Origin of the sequence: Streptomyces aculeolatus, assembly GCF_020400605.1 — a bacterium.
In the GTDB taxonomy this organism is placed as follows: domain Bacteria; phylum Actinomycetota; class Actinomycetes; order Streptomycetales; family Streptomycetaceae; genus Streptomyces; species Streptomyces aculeolatus.
This window is the reverse complement of record NZ_JAINRD010000003.1, coordinates 73,444-94,174: the sequence shown is the minus strand read 5'-3', so window position 1 is coordinate 94,174 and position 20,731 is coordinate 73,444. Positions and strand designations below refer to the sequence as shown.

Here is a 20,731-nt window from a genome sequence, read left to right as displayed (position 1 = left end):
TCCCGGGTCCGCCGTGCGGCGGACCCGGAGCCCCCGCGGGTGGCAGGCGCCGGGCGGTTGCACCCGCCCGGCGCCTGCCGGGCGCAGGTCCGGATGCCTGCGCCGGGGCGGGGCCGTACGGACGGAGCGAAGGTCGCGTACGGCCCCTCCCGCGCAGCCCGGGCGGACCCTGCGGGGGTCCGGCTGTCTGCCACCCGGCCGCGCGGCTCTGTGCGCCTACTGCCGGAGGGTGCCGTCCCGCCGTGCGTCCCGGCCCGCGTGCCGCGCGGGGGCCAGGGTGCCGTCGGCGGGCAGGGCGGCGGCCGGGACCGCGGTGCGGAAGGCGGGGGCTGGGCGCTTCCGGCGGGGATCTCGGGGCATCGTTCGACCTCCGTCCACTGCTTCTTTGCGTTAATCACCTTAGCGGACGCCTCGGACACCCCGGCCGGCCGGGGTGCGGGGGCGCGGAGGGGCAGTCGGCGGCGGTATGTGCGGTGCGGGGCGCCTGATGGTCGGGCCGGATCGCCGCCCCGCCGTCAGCGGTGCGGGCGCGGGCGGGCGGTTGCGGGTTGCTCAGTTCGTCGTGGGGCCGCAGGCCAGCAGCAGCGGCAGTACCGGGGCGGCGAGGGACGCGGCGACCAGGCTCCATCCGGTGACGCGGCGCGGCTTGTGCTGCGGCGCCAGCATCCGGCGCAGCCGGATGAGCGCCCCCGGACCGCCGGCGCCGAGCGCCGCCTCGGGGGCCTGGCCCGCCGCGACCTCGTACATCGCGGTCGCGAGGACGTCGCGCGGGTGCGCGGCCATCGCCCGGTCGTCCGCCGCCATCTCCAGCAGCAGCGCGGTCTGTTCGCGGCCCAGCCGGGCCAGCGGCAGCCCGGGGAAGGTCCGTTGGAACGCCCTGGTGGCGGCTTGCAGCAGGTGGTGGCGGCCCTCCAGGTGCGCGCGCTCGTGCGCCAGCACGGCCCGCAGCTGCTCCTCGGTCAGCGCGTCGAGCGCGCCCTGCGTCACCACGATCCGCCGGGCCCCGCCGGGCAGGCAGTAGACGGCAGCGGCGGCGTGGTCCACCACGGTCGCCCCGTACTCCGGAGCCGGGCGGCCGACGAGCGCGAGCATGTCGAGCGAGCGGCGCTGCGCACGCCTCGCCTGCCGGAGGCAGTGCACCAGCCGGCAGGTCGGTACGAGGACGACGACCAGCGGCGGCAGCAACAGCAGGGCGTCCGCCGGAGTCGGCGCGGGGATGCCGGTGACGGCCCGGGACAGGCCGCAGATGCCGAGCAGCCCGACGAGCCCGCTGTGCACGTGCTGCTCGACGAGAGCCAGTTGGTGGACGGCCGAGGCGGTGGTGACGACGAACGCCGCCATCAGCCCCTGCCAGGCGACCACCGCCACCTTCGGCGCCTGGTGCGCCCACCGCGCCCTGGCCAGCGCGTACGGCGCCACCGCCCCGGCGAGGGCGGCGTACACGGCCAGGGCCAGGACGGTGGTCACGTGGCGCGCCGCTTCGCCGACCGCAGGGCGGACCGCAGCGCGTCCACGTCCTCCGCCGACATCTGCTCGACGAAGCTCATCAGCGCGCCGGCCGGGTCGGGGTTGCTGCCGAGCGCGTCCTGCATCAGCGCCGCGGTGTACTCCTGCCGGGTCAGCGTCGGCTCGTACACCCAGGCCCGGCCCTCCTTCTCCCGCCGCAGGACGCCCTTGCGGTGGAGGATGTCGGCGACGGTCTTGACCGTGCTGTAGGCGAGGGGCCGCTTCTTGTTCAGGTCCGCGAGGACGTCGCGCGCGGTCGCGGGCCGCCCCCAGGCCCAGAGGCGGTCCATGATCTCCGCCTCCAGCTCACCCAGCTGTCGCACGCTCGCTCCCTTCGGCCCCCTGCCCGGCGGTGGCCGCGGCGTCGGCGCGGCCCCATCGTAGCCACCCGTTCCGGGCGGGAACCGGGCCGGCTCGTCGATGACCGCCAAGGGCATGGGCGTTGCGGGTGCGAAGGGCCGGGAGGGCCGACGGGAAGGGCGAGGGGAAGGGTGAGGGGAAGGGTGAGGGGAGGGCCGAGGGGAAGGGCGGATGTACGGGAACCGGCCCCGGGCCGGGCGGTGTTCGCCACCGCCCGGCCCGGGGTGCGGAGTGGGGCCGGGTGCGGGTCAGGCCCGGCCGACCAGCTCGTAGCCCGCCTCCTCGACCGCGCCGCGCACCTGCGCGTCGTCGAGCGCCCCGCCGGCCTGGACCGAGACCGTGCCGCTGGCGGCGTCGGCCTTGACGGAGGTCACGCCGGGGAGGGCGGAGACCTCCTTGGTGACGGACGCCTCGCAGTGCGCGCACGTCATGCCGCTGACGGTGAAGACGGTGCCGGTCTGCGCCGTGGCGGTCTCGGTGGCGGCACCGCCGCCGCAGCTGCCGTCGGTGGTGCAGCAGGAGTTGCCGTCGCTCATGGTTCTTCCTCCGGAATGCCAGGTGGAACGGGAGGGGCGTGTGCCCCTTCACCCGGACGACAGTAATACCCCTAGGGGGTATTGGCAAGCCCGGCCGGAGGGTGGCTGCGGTGCGCGGTACGGAGACTCCCGGGACGGGTGGTGCTCAGGAGGCGGTCTACAACAGGAGCGTCCGGCGGCGTACAACTGACAGTCGGGGTGTTCCGTCCGGACCGCCCGCTCGCCCGGTCCGTAACGCCCTGAACTCCTCCGTATCGTCCCGTACCGCCCGCACCGTACGAGTCCCGGGAGGACCCATGGACGCCGAGCTCTTCGACCTCTCCCGCCGCCGCTTCCTCCAGGCCACGGCCGCCGCCACCGCGGCCACCGCCGGCGCCGTCCTCGACACCCCGGCCGCCGCCGCACCGCGCGGCGCCGCCGGCACCCTGTCCTTCACCGCCGCCACCAACGGCTCCGCCACCCTCGCCCCCGGCGGCGACCGCATCGTCGCCGAGGTGCAGAACGTCCTGTGGTCGATCCCTCGATCGGGTGGCGAAGCCACCGCCCTCACCACCGCCGGACTGGAGCCCAACCGCCCGCAGTTCGCGCCCGACGGGCGCAGCCTGGTCGTGTGCGCCTACCGCGGCGGCGGCTTCCACCTGTGGACGATGCGGCCCGACGGCTCCGGGCTCACCCAGCTCACCGACGGGCCCTTCGACGACCGCGCGCCCGCCTGGTCGCCCGACGGCAGCCGCATCGCGTTCTGCTCGGAGCGTGGCGGCGACCCGGTCGACGGCAGTCCGTACCGCATCTGGACCCTCACCCCCGCCACCGGCGAACTGACCCCGCTGACCGGGCTGCCGGACCAGGAAGGCCCCCATCAGGGCGGCGCCTGGGAGGACTTCGACCCGGCCTGGTCGCCGGACGGCGATCGGGTGCTCTTCGTACGCGCCGAAGTCGGCGAAGACGGCGCCCTCGCGGCCCGCACCGTCGCGTCCGTGGCCGCGGACGGCCCGCAGGAGGTGCGCACCGAGCACACGGACACCAGCGGCGCCCAGGTGATTACCCCGGCGGTCGGCCCCGGCGGCCGGCTGGCGTATCTGCGTACGACCGCCGCGCCTTCGGCGTCGTGCACGCTCGTCGTCGACGGCACCCCCGTCGACCTCGGCGACGCGGGGGCGGACGTGTCGCCCGTACCGCCCCGCTGGGTCTCCGGCGAGGAACTGCTGCTCACCGCCGGCGGGCGGTTCCGCATCGTGAACCCCGCCGCCGCCGACCGGACGGAGACGATCGACTTCGCCGCCACGCTGCCCGTCGAGCGCCCGCGGTACCGCGCCAAGTCGTACGACTTCGCGGACGGCGGCGTACGCCGCGTGCGCGCCGTCCACCTGCCCGCGCTGTCCCCCGACGGCCGCAGCCTGGCCTTCTGCGCGCTCGGCGCGCTCTGGACCGCCGACATCGCCGGCGGCGCGCGCCCGCGCAAGGTCGTCCAGGCGGACCGGACCCGCTACCTCCTCGCCCCCGCCTGGACCCCCGACGGCAGCGGCCTGGTCTACGCCGACGACCGCGACGGCCTCTTCGCCGTACGCCGCCGCGACCTCGCCTCCGGCAAGGAGACCGTGCTCGCGGAAGGCGGCCGGGTCTTCCCCGCGCTCTCCCCGGACGGCACCCGGCTCGCCGCCGTCGACATGACCGGCAACCTCGTGGTGACCGACCTCGCCTCCGGCGCGGAGAAGGTGCTCGCCGCGCCGCTGGGCGGGGGCGGGCTGCCGGGCCGGCCGAGCTGGTCGCCGGACGGACGCTACCTGGCGCTGTGCGACCGCAACCGGCTCAACCAGCGCTTCCGCGAGGGCTACAACCTCATCCGCCTCGTCGACGCCGCCACCGGCGCCGCCCGCCTCCACCCCGTCGCGGCGCACACCTCGATCTCCGACCGCTACGACTCCGGCCCCGTCTGGTCACCGGACGGGCGGTGGCTGGCGGTCGTGGTGGAGTCCGCGCTGTGGCTGCTGCCCGTACGGCCCGACGGCACCCCGGACGGCGAGCCGCGGCAGCTGACCGACGAGGCCGCCGACCACCCGTCGTTCTCCGGCGACGGCCGGCAGGTGGCGTACCTGTCGGCGGGGCGGGTCCGTATCGCCGACGTCGCCTCCGGCAGGGCCCGCACGGTACGCATCCCGCTCGACTACCGCCGCCCCGTCGCCCCCGACACCGTCGTGCACGCCGGCCGGCTCTGGGACGGCACGTCCGACGCGGTACGGGACGACGCGGACATCGTCGTCCGCCGCGGCCGCGTCGCCGCCGTCGAACCCCACCGCGCGGGCCGCCCCGCGGCCCGCCGCGTCGACGCCTCCGCGCGCACGGTCCTCCCCGGGCTCTGGGACGCCCACATCCACCCCTGGCAGTCGACCTACGGCGGCCGGCAGACCGCGCTGCAACTCGCGTACGGCATCACCACCGCCGTCTCGCTCGGCGGCTTCGCCTACGAACAGGCCCGCGTCCGCGAGGCCGCCGACGCCGGCGAACTGGCGGGCCCCAGGCTGCTGGCCACCGGCGAACTGCTCGACGGGGCGCGCGTCGCGTACAGCATGGGCCGCGCCCACGGCACCCGCGCGGGCCTGCGGCGTTCGCTGACGCGGGCGGAGGGGCTCGACTGGGACTTCGTCAAGACGTACGTGCGCGCGCCCGGCTGGGTCATGGCCGAGGCGGCGGCCTTCGCACACGAGCGGCTGGGCGTACGCAGCGGCAGCCACCTGTGCTCGCCGGGCGTGCAGCTCGGCCAGGACCTGACGACGCATCTGCAGGCCACGCAGCGGCTGGAGTTCGGCCACGCGACGACGGCGTCCGGGCGCGCGCACGCGGACCTCGTCGACATCTACTCCGCGACCGGCGACTTCCACCTCATCGCCACCCCCTTCACCGCGCTCCCGCTCCTCGGCGCCGACCCGGCGCTGGCCGCGGACCCGCGGGTGACGGTGCTGATGCCGCCGTGGGACACCGCGACCGTCGTCCAGCGCGCCGAGCAGCCGCCCAGCGCCGCGGAGTTGCGGACCCTGGCCACCGAAACGGACGTCTACCGCCGGATCCTGGCCGCCGGCGGCGTCGTCGCCCTCGGCACCGACCAGCCCCTCGTCCCCGTGGGCCTCCACCTCCACCTGGCCCTGCGCGCCCTCCACCGCGCGGGCCTGTCCCCGGCCGAAGCACTCCGCACCGCAACGGTCCTGCCGGCCCGCGCCTTCGGCGCGGCGGACGACCTGGGCACGCTGGAGCCGGGCAAGTACGCGGACCTGACGGTGATCGACGGCGACCCGTTCACGGACTTCGCCACCCTGGTACGCACGGAGTCGGTACTGCGGGGCGGACGGCGGTTCGCGCAGGAGGACCTGGTGCAGTCCTTCGAACCGAAGACGTCCCCGCGCGCGGACGTGGACTGGCTGGAGGTGGGCCGCCTGATGCGCCGGGACAGCTGCTGCGACACGGGCCTGTAGCCCGCGCGCCGCAATCCGGGCCCGGCTCTCCCCGCGAGGAGGGCCGGGCCCATCCTTGTACGGGACACGGACGTGCGGGGCGTGGAGGGGGAGGGCCAGTGGGTGAGTTGCCGGGGTCTGTGGGGGAGTTGCGGGTTGCGGTGGGGGAGGGGCGGGGGTTCAAGTACCTGTGTTTCTGGGGGCATCGCGCCAAGCGCCCCGGCGTCGTGGACGCCGCCTGCCTCAGTCAGTGGTGGCCGGTCGAGTTCGAGGTGGACGGCGTCGCGTACGCGACCGCCGAGCACTGGATGATGGCCGCCAAGGCGCGGCTGTTCGGCGACGAGGCGGCCGTCGCGCGCATACTCGCCGCCCGCCACCCCGGTGCGGCCAAGGCCGAGGGGCGGAAGGTGCGGGGCTTCGACGAGGCGGTGTGGCAGGAGCACCGCTTCGCTGCGGTGGTACGCGGCAACCTCGCCAAGTTCGGCCGGCACCCCGACCTCGGCGCGTACCTCCTCGGCACCGGCAGCCGGGTCCTCGTGGAGGCGAGCCCGGTCGACCGCGTCTGGGGCATCGGCCTGGCCGCCACCGACGACCGGGCCCGGGACCCCGGCGCCTGGCGCGGCCTGAACCTGCTGGGCTTCGCCCTGATGGAGGTACGGGCCACGCTCGCCGGCCCACCCAGCAGCTCGCGCGCGCCGCGCGGATGATGAACCGCGCGGTGCACACCCCCCGCCGGATCGCGCCGGTGCGGAACGCGGCCATGCGGTTCTTCCTGGCCGTCGGCAGGCCGCCGGCCTGAACGGCCGTGTTCTAATGAGGGGTCCCCGGACCTGAGGATCAGCATGACCGCCACCCTCCCGCGCGCGGCCGTACGCGCGCTCGTGGTGACGCTGGCGGTGCTCATCTCCCTCGCCTGCGCCCAGGTGGCGCCCGGCGCCGAGGCGTCCGCGGCGGATGCCCGCGCGGTCGCGGGCGCGCCGCGGGACGCCGCTCCCGAGCAGGCGTCGCAGGCCGGTGAGCGGGAGTCGCCCGGGTGCCGGAAGTCCGGCGCGGCCGTGCAGCAGGCGGCGCCGGGTGTCCGGGCCGGCAGCGAGCAGGCGGCCGTTCCGTACGCGGTACGGGACGTACGCGCCGCGGTCGGTGCGCCCGCGGACGCCGGACCGGCGAGGGCCCAGGGCCGTACGCCACCGGGGCCGGACATAGCGCGACTGGTGGTTCTGCGGCTGTAGGCACCGCCGCGGCCGGCCCGCCGCAGGAACCGACCCGTTCCGCGAGCCGCCGCCGCAGCCTGCCCGCCTGCGCCTGACGGCCTGTCCGCCTTCCGGCGGCGGTCCCCGCGCGCACGCGGATCCTCCGCGTTCCCGAACCCGACCGCAGGACACCTCATGCCCTTCCTCCGTAACCGCGTGCGCCTCGCGCTGCGCGCACTCGCCCTGTGGGGCGCCGCCCGCCGGCTCACCGCCGCCGCCGCGGCGGCCGCCACCGCCCTGGCGATCGGACTGCCGACCGCCCTCGTCCCCAACCCCGTCTTCGGCCGCGAGATCGCGCCGGAGTGGTGGAGCTACCCGGTGCTGGCCGCCACCGCCCTGCTCGCCGGGGTGGTGCTGGCCACGTACGTCCGCGCGCCGCAGGCGCCGCCCGGCGCGGAGCGCGGCTCCCGGCTCGGCGCGGCCGGCGGCGTGCTGTCGTTCCTGGCCGTCGGCTGCCCGGTCTGCAACAAGCTCGTCCTCGTCGCCCTGGGCACCTCCGGCGCGCTGTCCTACTGGGCGCCGCTGCAGCCCGTGATCGGCGCGGGCTCCGTGGCGCTGCTCGCGGTGGCCGCGGTGCAGCGGCTGGCCGGTGAGGCGGCATGCGCCGTCGCAGGCCCCCCGGGCGGACCGGACATGCAACCGGACACGCAACCGGACGCGGAACCGGACACGGAGCAGCCCGTGCAGCCCGCCGCCGGTCCCGCCACCGAACCCACCTCCGACCCGACGCGCTGACCGGGAGCCATCCATGAACACCGACACCAGCAAGCGCACCCGCAAGGCGTCCACCGTCGTCGTCGCCCTCGTCCTCGCCGCCGCCCTCGGGCTCGGCACCCTCTCCCTCTTCGCCGGCTCGGGCTCCGACTCCGACCCCGGCTCCGGCGGCGGCCGTACCGCGGACGCCGGGCCCGGCGACGGCGCCCGCGGGGACGCGCCGTCCGCGCAGGACCGGGCGCTGCTCGGCCTGCAGCGCCGCGCCGCCGCCGACCCGGCGGCCATGGGCGAGAAGGACGCGCCGGTGGTCCTCATCGAGTACTCCGACTTCCAGTGCCCGTTCTGCGGCAAGTTCGCCCGCGACACCAAGCCCGAGCTGGTCGACAAGTACGTCGCCGAGGGCGTGCTGCGGATCGAGTGGCGGCACTTCCCGATCTTCGGCGACGAGTCGCAGAGCGCCGCGCAGGCGGGCTGGGCGGCCGGGGAGCAGGGCCGGTTCTGGGAGTTCCACGACGTGGCGTACGGCGAGGAACGGAAGAAGAACAGCGGCGAGTTCGCCGACGACGAGCTGATCGCGATGGCGCGGACGGCCGGCGTCCGGGACCTCGCGCGCTTCGAGCGGGACATGGGCAGCCGGGCCGCCGAGGAGGCCGTGGCCCGCGACGCCGCAGAGGGCCAGAACCTCGGTGTGACCAGCACTCCCGCCTTCCTGATCAACACCACGCCCGTGCTGGGCGCCCAGCCCACCGAGGTCTTCGAGGAAGCGGTCGAGAAGGCCCGCGCCGCGGCCGGGGAGGCGGAGTGAGCGCGGACGTCGGCTACCTCACCGCGTTCCTCGGCGGCCTGCTGGCCCTCCTCAGCCCGTGCAGCGCGCTGCTGCTGCCCTCCTTCTTCGCCTACTCGATCAGCGGCGCCGGCCGCCTCCTGGCCCGTACCGCGATCTTCTACGCCGGACTGTGCACCACCCTGGTGCCGCTCGGCGTGGCCGGGTCGTTCGCCAGCAGGCTCTTCTACGGCCACCGCGAACTGCTCATCGCCGTCGGCGGCTGGACGATCATCGCGCTCGGCGCCGCGCAGATGCTCGGCTTCGGGTTCGGCTCGCGGCGGATGCAGCAGGCGGCGGGGCGGATCCGGCCGGAGTCGGCGGTGAGCGTGTACGCGCTGGGCGCGGTGTACGGCTTCGCCGGGTTCTGCGCCGGGCCGATCCTGGGGTCGGTGCTGACCGTGTCGGCGCTCGGCGGCAACACCGCCTACGGCGGCGTCCTGCTCGCGTTCTACGCGCTGGGCATGGCGGCCCCGCTGTTCGTACTCGCCCTGCTGTGGCACCGGTTCGACCTCGGCCGCCGGCGCTGGCTGCGCGGGCGGCCGGCCCGCCTCGGCCGGCTCGAACTGCACTCCACGCAGCTGGTGTCCGGCGCCCTGTTCGTCGTCCTGGGCGCCGTGTTCCTGGCGTTCGACGGCACCGGTGCGCTGCCGGGCGCGGTGGGGGTGGAGGAGGAGTTCGCGCTGGAGCAGTGGACCCGGGACGTCGGTTCCGCCGTGCCCGACGTGGTGCTCGTCTGCGCCGCCGCGGCGATCGCCCTCGCGGCCCTCGCAGCCGGGCGCCGCCGGAGCCGCGCGGGCCGGGAAGCGGCGGACGCCGGAGGCTAGGTCGCCGGCGGGGTTCCAGAACTCATTGCTATCAATCTATTGATTGCAATGTTTTCTTGTCACATACTCAGGGACCAACGCGCACCGCGCAGATCGATGCGGCCGTTCCCACGGCCGCGTGTCCGGGAGGGAGGCGGGAGCTCATGAGCGTATGGACGGTCGAGCGCACCGTCGATGAGCTGATCCGCCGCGAGCGGGAGCGCAGCGACGGCGGCCGGATCACCGACGAGTGGCCCGGCCTCGACCTGGACACGGCGTACCGCGCACAGGACGAGCTGCTGGCCCGCAAGGTCGCCGCGGGGGAGCGGGTGATCGGGGTGAAGCTGGGGCTGACGTCCGCCGCGAAGCAGCGGCGGATGGGCATCGACGCCCCGCTGACCGGCTGGCTCACCGACGCGATGGTGCTGCCGGCCGGGGCGCCCGTGCCGATGGCGGAGACCATCCACCCGCGCGTCGAGCCCGAGATCGTGTTCACCCTCGGCCGCCGGCTCGCCGGGCCGGGCGTCACCGCGGAGGACGCGCTCGCCGCGGTCGCGGAGGTACGGGCCGGGTTCGAGGTCATCGACAGCCGCTACCGCGACTTCAGCTTCGCCCTCCCCGACGTCGTCGCCGACAACGCCTCGTCGTGCCGGTTCGTCGTCTCCGCCGGCGCCGTGCCGCCGGACGGACTCGACCTCGCCGCCGAGGCCTGCCGGCTCATGATCGACGGCGAGGTCGTCGACACCGCCACCGGCGCGGCCGTCCAGGGCCATCCGGCCCGGGCGCTCGCGCTCGCCGCCAACGCCCTGTCCCGGCGCGGGATCGCCCTCGAAGCAGGGTGGACCGTGCTGACGGGCGGGCTCACCGACGCCGTGTTCGTCGAACCCGGGCGGACGATCTCCGCCGAGTTCGCGACACTCGGCACCGTCACCGTCGTCGGCGGCTGAGGCGCCACACCACCCACCGCGCCCAGCCCTCGACACCCGAACCGCCACGGGCCCCGTTCCCCGGCCCGACCGCCGTACCGGGCCCGGCCGCCGTACCCACCGGCCCCGTCCGCCGTACCCCGGCCAGGGCCGCCCCACCCCGGCCCCGGCCGCCGTACCCGGCGCCCGGCCCCCGTCCACCCGCCTACGCCACCCCCCTCGCCCGCCGTCCCCGCCGTGCCCCTCAAGGCGACCGACGGCCACCCCATCGATCCTTCACGCAGCAGGGAGTCCGGCATGCCGTCGTCGCGCCGTCTTCGCAGAACCGTCTCCATAGCGGCCGGAGCCGCTCTCCTCCTCACCGCCGCCACCGCCTGCGGCTCGGACGGCGGGGGAGAGGACAGCGGCTCCGGCCCCACGGACATCACCCTCGGGGTCATCCCCATCATCGACATCGCGCCCGTCAAGCTCGGCATCGAGAAGGGCTTCTTCAAGGAGCAGGACCTCAACCCGAAGCTGCAGAACTCCCAGGGCGGCGCCGCGATCACCCCCGCGGTCGTCAGCGGCGACTACCAGTTCGGCTACTCCAACATCGTCAGCCTCCTGATCGCCAAGAGCGAGGGCGTGCCGGTCACGATGCTCTCGGTGGGCGCCCGCGCCTCCGACGACGTGCTCGACGACGGCTCCGGCCAGCTGATGACCAAGGACGAGGGCATCAAGGACGTCGCCGACCTGGAGGGCAAGACCATCGGGGTCAACACCCTCCTCGGCATCAACGAGGTCGCCGTGCGCGCCAGCCTGGAGGACGCCGGCCTGGACCGGGACGCCGCCAAGCTCGTCGAGGTGCCGATCCCCGACATGCCCGCCGCGCTCGACAAGGGCAACATCGACGCGGCCATGCTGAGCGAGCCGTTCATCAGCATCGTGGAGAAGGACGGCGGCCACGCGCTGCCCGTCAGCTACGCCGGCATGGGCAAGCAGCTCCCCTTCGCCGGCTGGTTCGCCTCCGAGGCGTACGCCGGCGAGAACCCCGAGGTCGTCGAGCGCTTCACCAAGGCGCTGCAGAAGTCCCTGCGCTACGCGGAGGAGCACCCGGACGAGGCGCGCGCCGTGCTCAACACCTACCTCGACCTCGACGAGGGCCTCACCGACGACCTGACGCTCCCCGGCTGGAACCCCGAGTCCGACCGCGACGAGATCGCCGGCCTGGCCCAGCTGACCGCCGACGCCGGTCTGATCGACAACCTCGACCCGCTGGACGACCTGCTCGCCGACTGAGCGCCGCGCCGCGGCCGGCCGCTGCCGCAGGCCGGCCGCCGCCGGCCCCTGCTCTGCACCCGAGGAGCACCCGACCCACCAGCCCCCAAGATGCCGGAGAAGACGTGAGAGTTCACCAGCGTGCCGACACCGGGCGCCCGCCCGCGCTGTCGCCGGCGGCGGACCGGCCCCCGGACCCGCCCGCCACGGCCGTCCCCGCCCCCGCCGCACCCTCGGCCGCGGCCCGGCTGCGGGCCGTGCCCGACGCCGCGCTCGGCGTCCTCGGCATCGTCCTGTTCGCCGCCGTGCTGGAGTTGCTGCCGCGCCTCGGCGCCGTGCCCGCGAAGTACCTGCCGCCCTTCAGCGAGATGCTCGGCGCGCTCGGCGACGAGCTGGGCTCGGGCGCCTTCTGGACCGCCCTGCTCGACACCGTCGAGGGCTGGGCGTACGGCCTGGCCATCGCCGTCGTGGCCGGCACGGCGCTGGGGCTGGTGATCGGCAGTGTCGAGGTGCTGCGCAAGGCCACCGCCTCCACCATCGAGTTCCTCCGCCCGATCCCGTCGGTGGCGCTGATACCCCTGGCGGTGCTCGTCCTGGGCACCGGCCTCGGCTCGACGCTGCTGCTGGTGGTCTACGCGGCCTTCTGGCCCGTGCTCCTCCAGGTGCTCGGCGGCGTCCGCGACGTCGACCCGGTGGCGCGCGACACCGCCGTCGGCTACGGCTTCTCGCCCTGGGCGCGGCTGCGCCACGTGGTGTGGCCGACCACGCTGCCGTACCTGATGACGGGGCTGCGGCTGGCCGCGTCGGTGGCGCTGATCCTCACCGTCAGCTCCCAGCTCATCATCGGCAGCCCCGGACTCGGCAGCGAGATCGCCCGCGCCCAGTCCAGCAACGCGATCCCGCGGATGTACGCGCTGGTGCTGGTGGCCGGCGCGCTCGGGGTCTGCGTGAACGTGCTGGCCCGGGCGCTGGAGCGGCGCGTGCTGTCCTGGCACACCTCGGTGCGGACGGAGGCCCGCGCGTGAGCGGCATGACCGGCACGAAGACGAAGGGCGCCGAGAGCCGCGCGGGCCGGGGGCTGCGGCTGCTCAGGAGCGGCGCGGTGCACCTGGCGTACCTCCTCGGGCTGCCCGCCGCGCTGCTCGCGCTGTGGTGGGTGCTCGCCGCGCGCAGCACGAACTTCTACTACCCGACGCTGGACGAGATCCTGGCCGCGTTCGCGGAGACCTGGTTCTCCGAGCGGATCGTCGACGACGTGCTGCCCAGCCTCGGCCGGCTGGCCGCCGGCTACCTGGGCGCCGCGGTCATCGGCATCGGCCTGGGCGTACTCCTCGGCACCCGGCCGCGGATCCGCGCGCTGCTGGAGCCGGTCCTGGAGTTCTTCCGCGCCGTGCCGCCGCCGGTGCTCATCCCCGTCCTCATGCTGGTCGCCGGCATCGGCGACACCATGAAGATCGTGGTGATCATCTCCGGTGCCCTGTGGCCGGTGCTGCTCAACACCGTCGAAGGGGTCCGCGCGATCGACGAGGTGCTCTCCGACACCGCGCGCTGCTACGGCCTGACCGGCACCGCCCGGCTGCGCCGGCTGGTGCTGCCGGGCGCGTCACCGCAGATCGTCGCCGGGCTGCGGCAGGCGCTCTCGATCTCGATCATCCTCATGGTGATCAGCGAGATGTTCGCCAGCTCCAGCGGCCTGGGCTTCACCGTCGTGCAGTTCCAGCGGTCGTTCGCCATCCCGGAGATGTGGAGCGGCATCCTGCTGCTCGGTCTCCTCGGCTTCGCGCTGTCGCTGCTGTTCGCCCTTTTCGAGTCCCGAGTCCTCGGCTGGTACCGCGGCCTGAGGCAGTCGCAGCGAGGTGAGAAATGACCGGCACGAAGGCGGCGGCGCCCGCCACCGAGTACAGCGCGGGTGCGCTGGCCGTCCGCGGAGTGCGGAAGGTCTACCAGGGCTCCGGGCGGACCGTCGAGGCCGTGCGCGACCTGACGTTCACCGTCGGCGCGGGCGACCTGGCCTGCATCGTCGGCCCTTCGGGCGCCGGCAAGACGACGCTGCTGAAGTGCGTCGCGGGGCTGCTCGCACCCACGTCCGGCGAGGTGCGCCTCGGCGACGCGCGGGTGCAGGGCCCGCCGCCCGGCATGGCGGTCGTCTTCCAGGAGTACGGCCGCAGCCTGTTCCCGTGGATGACCGTCGGCGCGAACGTCGAACTCCCGCTGAAGCAGAAGAAGATCGGCAAGGCGGAGCGGGCGGCCCTGGTGGCGCAGGCGCTGGATTCGGTCGGGCTCCAGGACGCCCCGGCCGCGTACCCCTGGCAGCTCTCCGGCGGCATGCAGCAGCGCGTGGCCATCGCCCGCGCCATCGCGTACGAGCCGAAGGTGCTGCTGATGGACGAGCCGTTCGCCGCCGTGGACGCGCAGACCCGGGCGGAGCTGGAGGACCTGACCCGCTCGCTGTGGCGGAAGCTGGGCATGACGGTGCTGTTCGTGACCCACGACATCGACGAGGCGGTCTACCTGGGCGAGCGGGTGCTCGTGCTGTCCGCCTCGCCGACCGTGGTCATGGAGGACATCGACGTCGACCTGCCCGCCGAGCGCGAGCAGTTGACGACCCGCGCGCTGCCCCGCTTCGCCGAACTGCGCGCCGCCGTCTACGGCCACGTGCAGCGCGCCAAGACGTTCCACTCCGCCGCCGCCGCGGCCGGTGCGGGGGACCGGCCATGACCGGCGGCGGAGTGGACGCAGCCGTCCCGGGAGCCGGGACGCCGCAGGCGCCCCCGGCCGGGCCGGCGGGCACGACGGACGTGTTCGCCGACACCATCGCCGAGCTGACCTGGTACGAGGTCGAGCGCGCCGCCCGCGACGGGGCCGTGCTGCTCTGGGCCTTCGGCGTGATCGAGCAGCACGGCCCGCACCTGCCCGCCGGCACCGACGTCTACCTGCCCGGCGCCCGGCTGCGCGAGGTCCGGCGGCTGCTGGCCGGCCGCGGGATCGAGGCGCTCATCGTGCCGCCGTACTACTGGGGCATCAACGTCGTCTCCGGCAGCTTCCCGGCCTCGTACGGCATCCGCCCCGAGCTGATGGAGCAGGTCATGGCCGACCTCCTCACCGGCCTGGCGGGCGACGGCTTCCGGCGCGTCTTCTGCTTCTCCGGCCACGGCGACGCGCTGCACAACCGCACCGTGCACGCCGGGGTGCGGGCGGGGCGGGAGCGCACCGGCGCCGACATCAGCTTCGTCGTGGAACCGGAGCTGGCGCAGCGCCTCGGCCTCGACCCGGACGACCCGGCGCTGACCGTGCACGCCTCCGCGGCGTCCCCCGGGGCGCCGCCCGGCGGCCGGGTGGCCGTCTCCTCTCCCGGGTCCGCCGCGGGCGGCGCGGGCGCGGGCGGCATCGACGTCCACGCCGGCCGGTGGGAGACGTCGGTGATGCTGCACACCCACCCCGGCCTCGTCCGCGACGAGGTCCGCGCCACCCTGCCCGCCACCGGCCACGGCCTGTCCGAACTCGCCGTCTGGCGGCGCGGCTACGACGACGCCCGGCGCGTGACGCCGCGCGGCTACTTCGGCGACCCCGCCGCGGCCGGCGCCGACGAGGGCCGGCAGCTGCACGCCGCCGCCGCCCGACTGGCGGCGGACGCCATCGAGGAGCGGCTGGGAACCGGCTGACCCCGCGCCCGCAGCGGGGGCCCGGCGCGTACCGCACGCGCACCGCACGACAGTTCAGCGACACACGGAGGAGTTCGAGGAGCAATGGCAGAGATATGCCTGGCCCTGGCCGCGAGCCACACGCCCGGCCTCACCGGCTGGTTCGACAAGGCACCGGAGCCCGAGCGCCGGGTGGTCACCGAGGCGTACGACGCCGTGCACGACGCCGTCGTCGACTCGGGCGCGGACGTGCTGCTGGTCGTCGGCAACGACCACGTCGCCAACGCCCGGGTGAGCGACTACGCCGACTTCACCTTCGGCCTCGCGGCCGAACACCGCGGCCCCGACGAGTGGTTCAAGCCCTGGCTGCGCGTCGACGACTACACCCTGCCCGGCGACCCCGGCGTCGCCGCCGGCCTCTTCGAGGCCGTCCGGGACAGCGGCCCCGGCCTGCGCGCCGAGCCCGGCGACCTGCGCTTCGACGACAACCTCTCCGTGCCCACCGCCATGGCCCGGCTCGTCGAGACGGGGGTGCGGGTCGTCCCCGTACTGCAGAACTGCACCGTCCCCCCGGTCCCCGACGAGCGCGCCTGCTACGCCTTCGGAGAGGCGCTCGGCGAGGCGATCCGCACCCGCCTGCCCGACGGGCTGCGCGTGGGCCTGCTCGGCTCCGGCGGGCTGAGCCACGAGCCCGGCGGCCCGCGGTACCTGGACATCGACGAGAAGTTCGACCGCTGGTGGCTCGACCTGCTCCAGGAGGGCGACCACGAGCGGATCCTCACCGAGGCGACGTTCGACCGCATGGAGCAGGCCGGCTCGGGCGGCACCGCGGAGCTGCTGTCGTGGGTGGTGGTCATGGGCGCCATCGGCCCGCGCCCGTGCACCTCGCTGGGGTACGTCGCGGTCGATCAGTGGCGGTGCGGCGTCGGCGCCGTGCAGTGGCACCTGCCCTGACCCGCCGGCACCGGCACCCCCACGACGCCCGAATCACTACAGAAGGACACCTGATGGCACTCGACCATTTCGATCCGCAACTGCGGACGAACGACCTGGTGCAGGAGCTGAAGTGGGACCGCGAGCTGCGCGCCCGCTTCGAGACGTCCGAGGCGGAGGTCCTGGCCGCGTACCCCCTCACCGAGGAGGAGCGCACCGCGATCGCCGCGCGCGACTTCCGGCGCCTGTACGACCTGGGGCTGCACCCCTACCTGCTGTCGCAGCTGGCCCGGCTGATCTACGGCACCGGCGAGAAGGCCGGCACCTCAGAGGCCGCGACGGCGCTGATCCGCTCGCTGCTGGGGGACGAGTACGAGACCTACATGGCAGCGCGCGGTGACTGACACGCCGACCGGTACGGGGACCGCACCCCCCGCGCCTGTGATCGACATCCACACGCACGCCATGCCCCTGCCGCTGCTGCGCGCGCTGGAGCGGGAGGGGCGCGCGGACCTCTCCCGCGCGGGCGACCGCGTGCTCACCCTGGACCCCGCGCTGTGCGGGCTGCCCGCGGGCGCGCCGGTGCCGCTGCCGCCCGAGCAGTACGCCATGGACCACCGGCTCGCCCTGCTCGACGCCTCCGGCGTCGACCACCACGTGGTCGCGGCGCCGCCGTTCCTCTTCGCCTCCCAGGCGACGGACGACGCGCTGGCACTGGAGCTGGCCCGGCGCTCGAACGACGCGCTGGCGGAGTTCGCCGCGGAGTCCGGCGGCCGGCTGCACGGGCTGGCCACGGTGCCCGTCGGCCACCCCGGGGCCGCCGCGGAGCTGACCCGCGCGCTGGACGAACTCGGCCTGGTGGGCGCCACCATGGGCACCTTCGGCGCGGGCCGCGAGCTGGACGACCCGGTCAACGAGGACCTGTGGACGGTGCTCGCCGCCCGCCGCTGCTTCACCCTGCTGCACCCCAGCCGGGTCTCCGAGCGCGACCGGCTCGCCGACTACCACCTCGTCCAACTCCTCGGCTATCCGCTGGAGACGGCCCTCGCCGTCTCCCGGCTGATCTTCGGCGGCGTACTCGAACGGCACGAGCTGACCCTCTGCCTCGCGCACGGCGGCGGCTGCGCGCACGCCGTCGGCGCCCGGCTCGACCTGGGCTGGCACCGCAAGCCGGTGGCGCGCGTGGTCGGCAGCGAGCCGACGGAGTTCCTGCGCCGGCTGCTGTACGACACGGCGGTCTTCGACGTACGGACCATCGCCCGGCTCGTCGAGGACGTCACCGCCCGCAACGTACTGCTCGGCACCGACACCCCGTTCGACCTCATGGACGACCGGCCGCTGGAGACCGTGCGCCGCATCGGGCTCGACGCCGCCGACGAGGCCGCGATCCTCGGCGGCAACGCCGCCGCGCTGCTGCCGGGTCTGGGCCTCGGCACCGGGCCCGCGACGGCCGCCGGCGGGCGCTCGCTACCCTCGCCATCCCATTCCATCCAGTCGAAGGGCTGAGGACATTGAGCAGCGAAGCAGGGACGGACGAGCTGCGCCGGTCATCCCGCGCCGAGGCGGTCGCCAAGCGGATCGAGGGGCGCATCGCCGAGCAGTCCCTGCCCAGCGGTCACAAGCTGGGCACCAAGGAGAGCCTGCGCCGCGAGTACGACGTGGCCGCGGCCACGTTCAGCGAGGCCGTCCGGCTGCTGGTCTCCCGCGGCACCGTCTCCGTACGCCCCGGCGTCAAGGGCGGCATCTTCGTCGCCTCGCCGCCCGCGCTCGTCCGCCTGGGCCGCAAGATGCTGGAGCTGAGCGGCGATTCGGTGTCGGTCTCCGACTGCCTGGTGGTACGGGACAACCTGGAGCCGCTCGTCGCGCAGGAGGCGATGCGCCACCGCACGGACGCCGACCTGGCCGAACTGCGCGCGCTGGCCGAGAAGATGGCCGTCGAGGGGCTGTCGGCCGCCGACTACCTCGCGGCCAACTGGGCGCTGCACCGCAGGATCGCCGAGATCACGCCCAACCAGATCCTGCGCCACACCTACGTCTCGCTGCTGGAGTTCGTCGCCAGCCGGCTGCGCGGCGTCACCGCCGACGAGCCGAGCCGGATCAACCCCGACGGCGCCGCCGTGCACCGCGAGCTGGTCGAGGCCATCGCCTCCGGCAGCAGGCAGCGGCTCGACGCCGCCATGGAGGCCCACGCCGGCCTCACCGTCACACCGAGGGAGCCCGGATGAGCACACCGACCTCTCCGGCCACGTCCGGTTCCGCCGCGGCGGCTTCTGCCACGGCGGCACTCGTGGTCATCGACGTCCAGAACGACTACTGCCACCCCGACGGCGTCTTCGCCGCGGCCGGGCTGCGGGTCGCCGGCCTCGACGGTCTCGTGGAGCGGATCAACGCCCTGGTGGCGGCGGCCCGCAGCGGCGGCCGGCCGGTGGTGTGGGTGCGGATGGAGTGGCCCGACGACGACTCCGTCGGGCTGCTCGCCGAGCGCAGTCCGTTCCTGCGCGAGCGCGGCCTGCGCCGCGGCACCTGGGGCGCGGAGCCGGTCGCCGGGCTCGACGTCCGGCCCGGGGACCACGTGGTGGTCAAGCCCCGGTTCAGCGCCTTCCACCGCACGTCGCTGGACGACCTGCTGGCCCGGCTCGCCGTCGACACCCTCGTCATGGCGGGCGTACGCACCGACTTCTGCGTGGAGTCCACCGTGCGCGACGCCTTCTTCCGGGACCTGCGGGTCGTCGTAGCCCGCGACGCCGTCGCCGGCTACGTCGAGGAGCTGCACGCCGCCAGCCTGCGGCTGATGGGCACCGTCTTCGCCGAGGTCGTCGGGGGCGGTCAGGCCGCGGGGCTGCTCGCCGGCGGCCCCGGCCCCGACCCGTCGCACGAGAGGAGCAGGACCGGTGCCGCTGGTCGAAGTGACGCTCGTTGAAGGCCGCCCGCCGCACCAACTGCGCGCCCTCATCGGCGAGGTGACCCGGGCGGTGGCCCGGACCGCGGACGCGCCGCCGGAGAGCATCCGCGTGATCCTCCGCGAGGTGCCCGCCACGCACTGGGCGGCGGGCGACGTGACCATCCAGGAGAAGCAGGACCAGAAAGGCGAGGACCATGGACCTCATTCCGCACATCGTTGACGGCCGGGAGATCCAGTCGGCCTCCGGCGAGACCTTCGCCACCGTCGACCCGTGGACCCGCGAGCCGTGGGCCGAGGTGTCCCTCGGCGGCGCGGAGGAGGCCGGCCTCGCCGTCGCCGCCGCGCGGCGCGCGTTCGACGACGGGCCGTGGCCGCGGATGGGCTTCGCCGAACGCGGCGCGATCCTGCACCGGCTCGCGGACCTCATCGACGAGCACCGCGGCGAACTCGCCCTCGCGGACACCACCGACATGGGCAAGCCGATCGCCGACAGCACCGCCAAGGACGTCCCCCGCTCGGCCCTGAACTTCCGCTTCTTCGCCGACCACGCCAGGCTCGCGGCCGGCGAGGCACTGCCCATGGACAGCGGCCACCACGCCTACAGCAGGTTCGAGCCCGCGGGGGTGGTGGCGGCCATCGCGCCGTGGAACTTCCCGCTGATGCTGGAGACCTGGAAGGTGGCCCCCGCCCTGGCCTGGGGCAACACCGTCGTGCTCAAGCCCGCCGAGGACACCCCGGCGTCCGCGACGCTGCTCGCCCGGCTCGCGCTCCAGGCGGGCATGCCGCCCGGCGTCCTCAACGTCGTGCACGGCTACGGGCCCGCGGCCGCCGGCGAGGCGCTGACCACCGACCCGCGCGTCGACCGCATCACCTTCACCGGCGAGTCCGGCACCGGGCGCGCCATCGCCCGTGCCGCCGCCGCGAACCTCACCCCGGTCAGCCTCGAACTCGGCGGCAAGGGCGCCAACGTGGTCTTCGCCGACGCCGACCTCGACTCCGCCGTCTCCTGGTCGATCAAGGCGATCTTCAGCAACGCCGGGCAGGTCTGCCTCGCCGGCAGCCGGCTGTACGTCCAGCGCGAGGTGTACGACGAGTTCCTCGCCCGCTTCACCGCCGCCGCCGAGGCGCTGGTGACCGGCGACCCCAAGGACCCGGCGACCCAGCTCGGCCCGCTCGCCTCGGCGGAGCACCACGCCAAGGTCACCTCCTACCTCGACGGCGTGCCCGCCGACGGCGGCACCGTCGTCACCGGCGGGCGCGGAGACGGCTGGACGGTGCTCCCGACCGTCGTCACCGGCGCGCCGCCGGAGGCGCGGATCCACCGCGAGGAGGTCTTCGGCCCGGTCGTCGTCGTCACCCCCTTCGACACCGAGGCACAGGCGGTGGCCGCCGCCAACGACAGCCCGTACGGCCTGAACGCGATGGTCTTCACCGAGAATCTCTCCCGGGCGCACCGCGTGGCCGCGGCGCTGAAGGCGGGCACCGTGTGGGCCAACTGCTTCTTCATCCGCGACCTGCGCGCGCCGTTCGGCGGCGTCGGGGACTCGGGGGTGGGCCGCGAAGGGGGGAACTTCAGCAGGGAGTTCTTCACCGAGCCGAAGGCAGTGGTGATGGCCGTGACCCCCGCCTGA

At 75.0% G+C, this 20,731-nt stretch carries 23 protein-coding genes; 19 read left to right on the top strand and 4 right to left on the bottom strand.

Annotated features, from left to right (window positions below; all coding sequences use genetic code 11):
- Positions 1 to 216: 216 nt before the first annotated feature.
- From LG396_RS07035 to LG396_RS07020, 4 genes are all read right to left on the bottom strand, one after another.
- Positions 217 to 360, bottom strand: coding sequence for a hypothetical protein (locus LG396_RS07035; RefSeq protein WP_225794067.1), 144 nt, complete (start codon positions 358 to 360; stop codon positions 217 to 219).
- 192 nt (positions 361 to 552) lie between these two features.
- Complete coding sequence (locus tag LG396_RS07030) at positions 553 to 1,467, bottom strand: M56 family metallopeptidase (RefSeq protein ID WP_225794066.1); 915 nt, start codon at positions 1,465 to 1,467, stop codon at positions 553 to 555.
- Complete coding sequence (locus LG396_RS07025; protein ID WP_037742506.1) at positions 1,464 to 1,829, bottom strand: BlaI/MecI/CopY family transcriptional regulator; 366 nt, start codon at positions 1,827 to 1,829, stop codon at positions 1,464 to 1,466. The genes LG396_RS07030 and LG396_RS07025 overlap by 4 nt, the downstream gene beginning before the upstream one ends.
- A gap of 285 nt (positions 1,830 to 2,114) precedes the next feature.
- Complete coding sequence (locus tag LG396_RS07020; protein WP_018839831.1) at positions 2,115 to 2,402, bottom strand: heavy-metal-associated domain-containing protein; 288 nt, start codon at positions 2,400 to 2,402, stop codon at positions 2,115 to 2,117.
- Between the two features lie 296 nt (positions 2,403 to 2,698).
- Here LG396_RS07020 and LG396_RS07015 point away from each other — a divergent pair, with 296 nt between their 5' ends.
- The 19 genes from LG396_RS07015 to LG396_RS06925 all read left to right on the top strand — a co-directional run bounded on the left by LG396_RS07015 (position 2,699) and on the right by LG396_RS06925 (position 20,731).
- Entirely contained in the window at positions 2,699 to 5,869 is a 3,171-nt protein-coding gene (locus LG396_RS07015) for an amidohydrolase family protein (protein WP_225794065.1), read from the top strand.
- Positions 5,870 to 6,009: 140 nt separating this feature from the next.
- A complete protein-coding gene (gene ybiA / locus LG396_RS07010; protein ID WP_225794064.1) occupies positions 6,010 to 6,555 on the top strand; it encodes a riboflavin biosynthesis intermediates N-glycosidase in 546 nt (181 codons plus the stop codon).
- A 135-nt stretch (positions 6,556 to 6,690) separates the two neighbouring features.
- Positions 6,691 to 7,077 (top strand): hypothetical protein, encoded by a 387-nt coding sequence (locus tag LG396_RS07005; protein ID WP_225794063.1) that lies wholly within the window; start codon positions 6,691 to 6,693, stop codon positions 7,075 to 7,077.
- A gap of 156 nt (positions 7,078 to 7,233) precedes the next feature.
- Positions 7,234 to 7,833, top strand: coding sequence for a hypothetical protein (locus LG396_RS07000; protein ID WP_225794062.1), 600 nt, complete (start codon positions 7,234 to 7,236; stop codon positions 7,831 to 7,833).
- A 13-nt stretch (positions 7,834 to 7,846) separates the two neighbouring features.
- Positions 7,847 to 8,617 (top strand): DsbA family protein, encoded by a 771-nt coding sequence (locus LG396_RS06995; RefSeq protein WP_225794061.1) that lies wholly within the window; start codon positions 7,847 to 7,849, stop codon positions 8,615 to 8,617.
- Complete coding sequence (locus LG396_RS06990) at positions 8,614 to 9,462, top strand: cytochrome c biogenesis CcdA family protein (RefSeq protein WP_225794060.1); 849 nt, start codon at positions 8,614 to 8,616, stop codon at positions 9,460 to 9,462. The genes LG396_RS06995 and LG396_RS06990 overlap by 4 nt, the downstream gene beginning before the upstream one ends.
- A 143-nt stretch (positions 9,463 to 9,605) precedes the next feature.
- Positions 9,606 to 10,388: a 2-keto-4-pentenoate hydratase gene (locus LG396_RS06985; protein WP_018840846.1), complete on the top strand. Its 783-nt coding sequence runs from the start codon at positions 9,606 to 9,608 to the stop codon at positions 10,386 to 10,388.
- Between the two features lie 276 nt (positions 10,389 to 10,664).
- A complete protein-coding gene (locus LG396_RS06980; protein WP_037742524.1) occupies positions 10,665 to 11,645 on the top strand; it encodes an ABC transporter substrate-binding protein in 981 nt (326 codons plus the stop codon).
- Between the two features lie 104 nt (positions 11,646 to 11,749).
- Entirely contained in the window at positions 11,750 to 12,649 is a 900-nt protein-coding gene (locus LG396_RS06975; protein ID WP_225794059.1) for an ABC transporter permease, read from the top strand.
- Positions 12,650 to 12,654: 5 nt separating this feature from the next.
- Entirely contained in the window at positions 12,655 to 13,491 is an 837-nt protein-coding gene (locus tag LG396_RS06970; protein WP_225794267.1) for an ABC transporter permease, read from the top strand.
- Positions 13,488 to 14,342, top strand: coding sequence for an ABC transporter ATP-binding protein (locus tag LG396_RS06965; protein WP_225794058.1), 855 nt, complete (start codon positions 13,488 to 13,490; stop codon positions 14,340 to 14,342). Before LG396_RS06970 ends, LG396_RS06965 begins: the two co-directional genes overlap by 4 nt.
- Positions 14,339 to 15,286, top strand: a complete 948-nt coding sequence (locus tag LG396_RS06960; RefSeq protein ID WP_225794057.1) for a creatininase family protein — start codon at positions 14,339 to 14,341, stop codon at positions 15,284 to 15,286. Before LG396_RS06965 ends, LG396_RS06960 begins: the two co-directional genes overlap by 4 nt.
- Before the next feature lie 84 nt (positions 15,287 to 15,370).
- Positions 15,371 to 16,219, top strand: coding sequence for a DODA-type extradiol aromatic ring-opening family dioxygenase (locus tag LG396_RS06955; RefSeq protein WP_018840852.1), 849 nt, complete (start codon positions 15,371 to 15,373; stop codon positions 16,217 to 16,219).
- 53 nt (positions 16,220 to 16,272) lie between these two features.
- Positions 16,273 to 16,602 (top strand): extradiol ring-cleavage dioxygenase, encoded by a 330-nt coding sequence (locus LG396_RS06950; protein ID WP_130457532.1) that lies wholly within the window; start codon positions 16,273 to 16,275, stop codon positions 16,600 to 16,602.
- A gap of 37 nt (positions 16,603 to 16,639) precedes the next feature.
- Positions 16,640 to 17,704, top strand: coding sequence for an amidohydrolase family protein (locus LG396_RS06945; protein WP_018840854.1), 1,065 nt, complete (start codon positions 16,640 to 16,642; stop codon positions 17,702 to 17,704).
- A 5-nt stretch (positions 17,705 to 17,709) separates the two neighbouring features.
- Entirely contained in the window at positions 17,710 to 18,423 is a 714-nt protein-coding gene (locus tag LG396_RS06940; RefSeq protein WP_018840855.1) for a FadR/GntR family transcriptional regulator, read from the top strand.
- The gene (locus LG396_RS06935) at positions 18,420 to 19,118 is read left to right on the top strand and encodes a cysteine hydrolase family protein (RefSeq protein WP_100301512.1); all 699 of its coding nucleotides are present in this window, start codon (positions 18,420 to 18,422) and stop codon (positions 19,116 to 19,118) included. The genes LG396_RS06940 and LG396_RS06935 overlap by 4 nt, the downstream gene beginning before the upstream one ends.
- Positions 19,090 to 19,320 (top strand): 2-hydroxymuconate tautomerase, encoded by a 231-nt coding sequence (thmT, locus tag LG396_RS06930; RefSeq protein ID WP_027745277.1) that lies wholly within the window; start codon positions 19,090 to 19,092, stop codon positions 19,318 to 19,320. The genes LG396_RS06935 and thmT overlap by 29 nt, the downstream gene beginning before the upstream one ends.
- Positions 19,295 to 20,731 carry an aldehyde dehydrogenase gene (locus tag LG396_RS06925; protein WP_018840858.1) on the top strand — a complete coding sequence of 479 codons (1,437 nt, stop codon included), beginning with the start codon at positions 19,295 to 19,297 and terminating at the stop codon, positions 20,729 to 20,731. Before thmT ends, LG396_RS06925 begins: the two co-directional genes overlap by 26 nt.

Coding starts and splice junctions, on each gene's coding strand:
- LG396_RS06980 (WP_037742524.1), top strand. CDS start 10,665: ATGCCGTCGTCGCGCCGTCTTCGCAGAACCGTCTCCATAGCGGCCGGA.
- LG396_RS06925 (WP_018840858.1), top strand. CDS start 19,295: ATGGACCTCATTCCGCACATCGTTGACGGCCGGGAGATCCAGTCGGCC.
- LG396_RS07000 (WP_225794062.1), top strand. CDS start 7,234: ATGCCCTTCCTCCGTAACCGCGTGCGCCTCGCGCTGCGCGCACTCGCC.
- LG396_RS07020 (WP_018839831.1), bottom strand. CDS start 2,402: ATGAGCGACGGCAACTCCTGCTGCACCACCGACGGCAGCTGCGGCGGC.
- LG396_RS06970 (WP_225794267.1), top strand. CDS start 12,655: ATGACCGGCACGAAGACGAAGGGCGCCGAGAGCCGCGCGGGCCGGGGG.
- LG396_RS06955 (WP_018840852.1), top strand. CDS start 15,371: ATGGCAGAGATATGCCTGGCCCTGGCCGCGAGCCACACGCCCGGCCTC.
- LG396_RS07035 (WP_225794067.1), bottom strand. CDS start 360: ATGCCCCGAGATCCCCGCCGGAAGCGCCCAGCCCCCGCCTTCCGCACC.
- LG396_RS06965 (WP_225794058.1), top strand. CDS start 13,488: ATGACCGGCACGAAGGCGGCGGCGCCCGCCACCGAGTACAGCGCGGGT.
- LG396_RS06950 (WP_130457532.1), top strand. CDS start 16,273: ATGGCACTCGACCATTTCGATCCGCAACTGCGGACGAACGACCTGGTG.
- LG396_RS07005 (WP_225794063.1), top strand. CDS start 6,691: ATGACCGCCACCCTCCCGCGCGCGGCCGTACGCGCGCTCGTGGTGACG.
- LG396_RS06985 (WP_018840846.1), top strand. CDS start 9,606: ATGAGCGTATGGACGGTCGAGCGCACCGTCGATGAGCTGATCCGCCGC.
- LG396_RS06935 (WP_100301512.1), top strand. CDS start 18,420: ATGAGCACACCGACCTCTCCGGCCACGTCCGGTTCCGCCGCGGCGGCT.
- LG396_RS06960 (WP_225794057.1), top strand. CDS start 14,339: ATGACCGGCGGCGGAGTGGACGCAGCCGTCCCGGGAGCCGGGACGCCG.
- LG396_RS06995 (WP_225794061.1), top strand. CDS start 7,847: ATGAACACCGACACCAGCAAGCGCACCCGCAAGGCGTCCACCGTCGTC.
- LG396_RS07015 (WP_225794065.1), top strand. CDS start 2,699: ATGGACGCCGAGCTCTTCGACCTCTCCCGCCGCCGCTTCCTCCAGGCC.